Raw genomic sequence first — 5,382 nt, 5'->3', positions numbered from 1 at the left:
TGGTGGGCACGGCGCCGAAGAAGACGGGCGTGCTGTCGTTCACGTTCGGGGACATCCACCCGCACGACGTGGGGACCATCCTGGACCAGGAGGGCATCTGCATCCGCACCGGGCACCACTGCGCCCGGGGCAGCTCCGACCACGCGGCCGTCTACGGCAAGTACCTCATCGAGACCACGCTGGGCCGCGCCGTCGCGTCCCTCGGCCCGAGCGTCGCGTCCGTCTACAACACGCGCTCGCTCGACCTGCGCGACTCGCTCTTCATCGCGGTCTCCCAGTCCGGCCAGAGCCCCGACCTCTTGCGCATGACCGAGGCCGCTCGCGCGGGCGGCGCCGTCGTGCTCGGCTTCATCAACGACGAGTCCTCGCCCCTGTCGGAGCTGTGCGACGTGCGCGTCCCGCTGTCCGCCGGCCCCGAGCACAGCGTCGCCGCCACCAAGTCCTACCTGCTCTCCGGCCTCGCCTTCCTCCAGCTCGTCGCGCACTGGTCCGACGCGCCCGAACTGCACGACGCCGCCCGGCGACTGCCCGAAGCCCTGGAGGCCGCCAGCGCGCTCGACTGGTGGCCCGCGCTCGCGTCCCTCAAGGACGCCTCCAGCCTCTACGTCGTCGGTCGCGGCAGCGGCCTGGGCGCGGCGCTCGAGATGGCCCTCAAGCTCAAGGAGACCTGCCGCCTGCACGCGGAAGGCTTCAGCACCGCGGAGGTCCTGCACGGTCCGCTCGGGCTCGTGCGCCCGGGCTTCCCCGTGCTCGCGCTGGGCCAGGAGGACAACGCGGCGCAGGGCACGCGCGACGTCGTGAAGCGCATGGTGGAGCTGGGCGCGACCGTCCACTCCACCCTCGCCGTCCCGGGCGCGAAGCTGCTGCCCACGCTGCCGGACCTCCCCGTGGCGCTCGCGCCCCTGTGCCAGGTGCAGAGCTTCTACTTCGCGGTGCACCAGCTCGCGACGGCGCGCGGGTTGGATCCGGATGCCCCCGCGCACCTGCGCAAGGTCACGGAGACGGTGTGATGCCCACGGTCGTCCTCACGGGCGCGCGCGTCTTCAACGGGGACCACCTCCTCGAAGGACAGGCCGTCGTCCTCGAAGGCGACACCGTCCGGGCCGTGGTCCCCACCACTGCGATTCCCTCCGGCGCCTCCGTGCACACGCTGCCCGGGGACATGCTCCTCGCGCCCGGCTTCGTCGACGTGCAGGTGAACGGCGCGGGCGGCGTCCTCTTCAACGACACGCCCACCGTGGAGGCCGCGCTCGCCATCGCGTCGGCCATGCGGCGCCGCGGCACCACGGGCCTCCTGCCCACGTTCATCACCGACGACGCCACGCGCATGCGCGAAGCCTGCGAGGCCGCGCTCGAAGCCACCGCGCGTCCTCACGGTGGGGTGCTCGGCATCCACCTGGAAGGCCCCTTCATCAGTCGCGAGCGCGCGGGCGTCCACGCAACCGGCTTCATCCGCGCTCCCGATACACGCGACCTCGACTACCTCACCACCCTGCCCCGCCGCTTCGCCGCGCACGGGGGCCGCGTGCTGATGACGCTCGCGCCCGAGTGCGTGGACGACGCCACCCTGCGCCGCCTCTCCGCGTCCGGCGTGGTGATCAGCGCGGGCCACACCGCCGCCACCAGCGAGCGCACCACCCAGGCGCTCCAGGCCGGCGTGCGCGGCTTCACCCACCTGTTCAACGCGATGCCGCCGGTGCTCAACCGTCAGCCCGGCCCCGTCGCCGCCGCGTTCCTCCAGGACGACGCGTGGTGCGGCGTCATCGCGGACGGAGTGCACGTGCACGCGGACAACCTGCGCCTGCTGCTCAAGATCAAACCACCGGGCAAGGTGTTCCTCGTCACGGACGCGATGCCTCCCGTGGGCACGCCCGTCACGTCCTTCACGCTCCAGGGCCGCACCATCCTGCGGCGCCACGGTCGCCTGGAGACGGAGGACGGCACGCTCGCGGGCGCGGACATCGACCTCACGGCGGCGGTGCGCCACTGCGTGCAGCAGCTCGGCGTTCCGTTGGAGGAAGCGCTGCGCATGGCCTCGCTCCATCCCGCCGCGTTCATGGGCCTGCACGGACACCGGGGCCGCGTGGCTCCGGGCCATCGCGCGGACCTCGTGCTGTTGAAGGAAGACCTTTCCGTCCACGCCACCTGGGTCGGCGGACAGCACCTCCGCGCAGAATAAAATCTCCCGGATTAACCCTGAAAAATCGGGGCGTGCCTCCTTCCGCGTGAACCGCAGGCGAGGAGAACACGAATGCTGCGTAGCAAGTGGATCATGGGCCTGGTCGCGTCCGCGCTGACCGTCGCCGGATGTGGCCAGGAGACCTTCGCGCCCGAAGCGCAGGGCCCGGGCAGTGTGATGAAGGCGCCGCTGGCCGCCGAGTGGGCCGTGGGTGTCGCCTACTCCGTGGGCACGCGCGTCACCTACGGCGGCCGGCTCTATGAGTGCCGTCAGGCCCACACGTCACTGGCGGACTGGACGCCTGTGGCCGTGCCCGCGCTGTGGCTCGACGTCGGGCCCGCGACGGGCGGTGACACCACCGCGCCGGTCGTCAACGCCTCCAGCAGCGCGTCCAACATCACCGCCGCCGGCTCCATCACCGTCTCCGGGAGCGCCACCGACAACGTGGGCGTGACGAAGATTGAAATCCTGGAGAACGGCACGCTCGTCGCCACTGCGTCGTCGTACACGCGCGCGTTCTCCTCCTCCGCGCAGAACGGCACGTACACGTACACCGTGAAGGCGTATGACGCCGCCGGCAACGTGGGCACGAAGACGGTCAGCGTCACCGTGGCCATCCCCGGCAGCGGCGACACCACCGCGCCCGTCGTCACCGCCAGCGCCAGCACGTCGCGCCTCACCGCCGCCGGCTCCGTCACCATTTCCTCCAGCGCCACCGACAACGTGGGCGTGACGAAGACGGAGATTCTGGAGAACGGCACGCTCGTCGCCACGGCATCGTCGTACTCGCGCACGTTCTCCACGTCCGCGCAGAACGGCACGTACACGTACACCGTGAAGGCGTACGACGCCGCCGGCAACATCGGCACGAAGACGGTCAGCGTCGTGGTGGAGCTGCCCGGCCTTCCCCCCACGGGCAACAAGCGCCTGGTGGGCTACTTCACCGCGTGGGGCATCTACGGGCGCAACTACCAGGTGTCCAACGTCCCGGCGTCGAAGCTCACGCACATCAACTACGCCTTCTCCAACATCTCCCCGGACGGCAAGTGCATCCTCGGGGACGCGTTCGCGGACATCGACAAGGGCTTCGGCTTCCCTGGTGAATGGGACGCGGGCGCGCTGCGCGGCAACTTCCGCGCGTTCAAGGAGCTGAAGAAGACGAACCCGCAGCTCAAGCTGCTCATCTCCATTGGCGGCTGGTCCTGGTCCAAGTACTTCTCCCAGGTCGCCGCCACCGCCGCGTCTCGCACCGCGTTCGTGAAGTCCTGCGTGGACCTGTACGTGAAGGGCCAGTTCCCCGGCGTCACCCCGGCCAACGGCGTGGGCGTGTTCGACGGCATCGACGTGGACTGGGAGTACCCCACCGGCGGCGGCCTGCCGGACAACATCAGCAGCCCCGCGGACAAGGTGAACTACACCCTGCTCATGCAGGAGTTCCGCGACCAGCTCGCCGCCGTGACGACGCAGACGGGTCAGCCCTACCTGCTCACCATCGCGTCGGGCGCGTCGCCGGACCTGCTCGCCAACAAGCAGGAGACGGTGAAGCTGGCCGGCATCCTCGATTGGATCAACGTGATGACGTACGACTACCACGGGGCCTTCGAGAGCACGGTCAACTTCCACTCCGCGCTCAACCGCGTGACGGGCGACCCGGGCGCCGTGGACGGCTTCTACAGCGACGGCTCCATCTCGAAGATGCTCCAGCTGGGCGTGCCCGCCTCCAAGATTGTGTTGGGCGTGCCCTTCTACGGCCGCGGCTGGGGCAACGTGCCCAACGTGAACAACGGCCTGTTCCAGAGCGGCGTCCCCACCAAGGGCACCTGGGATGACGGCCAGTCCGGCCTCACCGGCGTGTTCGACTTCAAGGACCTCAAGGCCCACTACGAGAACGCGGGCTCCGGCTACTCCAAGTTCTTCCACCCGGAGAGCAAGCAGGCCTACGTCTACAGCCCGACCACCAAGGTGTGGGTGGCCTACGACGACGCGCAGAGCGTCAGCGCCAAGTCCGACTACATCCTGGCCAAGGGCCTGGGCGGCGCGATGTTCTGGGAGCTGAGCGGCGACGACGGCACCCTCGTCAACGCCCTCTACTCCAAGCTCCACTAGCGCCAGGGCCCACGCCCCAACACACACCGGGCCGGCACGGGCGTCATCGCCTGTGTCGGCCCGGTGCATTTTCCGCCTCCGGCCTTCACGGGCGCACCCCGCCCCACATCGGTCCGACATAGACTGGGCGCGTTCTGGTTGCCTGCCCGCCGTCCGGGGCCACATGCAGGGGAAGGCCGTGACGGGTCCACCTGTTCACCGGCGTCGTCGCCCCCTGCTGTCCCGGCGTCGCTGCCTGCGCCGCTGCTCTACCGAGGAGAACGGATGTCGCGTTTCACATCGCTGGCCGCAGTCTTCGTGCTCACCTGCCCCGTGCTGGGGTTCGCGAGACCGAACGCGGACGACAGGGCCCGCGAGTACGCGGCCGAAGCCCAGCAGGCCGCCGGGTCGCCGCGCGGGGGCGCCGCGCTCCTGCGGATGCACGCGCTGGTGGATGACGTGGAGGACCTCACCCCGCTGGTCAGCACCTACCAGCAGATCGCCTCCCGCCGCACCACCGACGTGAACACGCGCACCACCGCGCAGATCCTCCTGATGGACGCGGAGCGCTCCCGGGGCCGGATGGTGCGCGCCAACGAGGTCCGCCAGTGGCTGGGCTTCGTCAATGACTACTACGTCGTCGGCGGCTTCGAGAACGAAGGCAAGGCCGGCTGTGACACCGACTTCGGCCCGGAGGCCGCCGCGCTGGACCTGGGCGCGCGCTACCCCGGCGCCAAGGGCCACGAGGCCACCTGGCGCAAGCTCTCCGTCACGTCCGCGGACGGCTACGTGGACCTGGCCACCGCGGTGCGCCCCAACAAGGAGGCCATCGCGTACGCGCTCACCTGGCTGGAAGTGCCCCAGGACACGCGCGTGGCGCTGGGCCTGGGCGTGTCCGGCGGCTACCGCCTGTGGGTGAACGGCCAGCTCGCCTCCAAGGAGGACCGCTACAACCTGCCCCGCCCGGACCAGACGCGCGTGTCGGTGAAGCTCAAGAAGGGCCTCAACCGCGTGCTCGTGAAGGTGTGCCAGGAGGCAGGCCCGCTGGGCTTCTACCTGCGCTCGGAGACGGCCTCCGCCCGCGCCACGCTGCCCCCCAAGGCCCCGGCCCTGGAGCG

General features: G+C 70.3%; 3 protein-coding genes and 1 pseudogene. All 4 read left to right on the top strand.

All coding sequences use genetic code 11. The features are described from left to right. The coding region (locus D7V97_RS39435) for an SIS domain-containing protein (RefSeq protein WP_233583522.1) at positions 1–1,010 on the top strand (1,010 nt) is incomplete at its 5' end. After that, complete coding sequence (gene nagA, locus D7V97_RS39430) at positions 1,010–2,179, top strand: N-acetylglucosamine-6-phosphate deacetylase (RefSeq protein ID WP_120615729.1); 1,170 nt, start codon at positions 1,010–1,012, stop codon at positions 2,177–2,179. The genes D7V97_RS39435 and nagA, both read left to right, overlap by 1 nt. 72 nt (positions 2,180–2,251) lie before the next feature. Next, positions 2,252–4,285: a glycosyl hydrolase family 18 protein gene (locus D7V97_RS39425; protein ID WP_120615728.1), complete on the top strand. Its 2,034-nt coding sequence runs from the start codon at positions 2,252–2,254 to the stop codon at positions 4,283–4,285. A 264-nt stretch (positions 4,286–4,549) separates the two neighbouring features. Continuing rightward, positions 4,550–5,382: pseudogene (locus tag D7V97_RS39420) on the top strand (cell division protein FtsK); the annotation flags it as partial.

It is taken from the genome of Corallococcus sp. CA053C (genome assembly GCF_003611675.1).
Taxonomy (GTDB): domain Bacteria; phylum Myxococcota; class Myxococcia; order Myxococcales; family Myxococcaceae; genus Corallococcus.
Note: the sequence above shows the minus strand (reverse complement) of the source record. Positions and strands in the feature narration are given on the sequence as shown.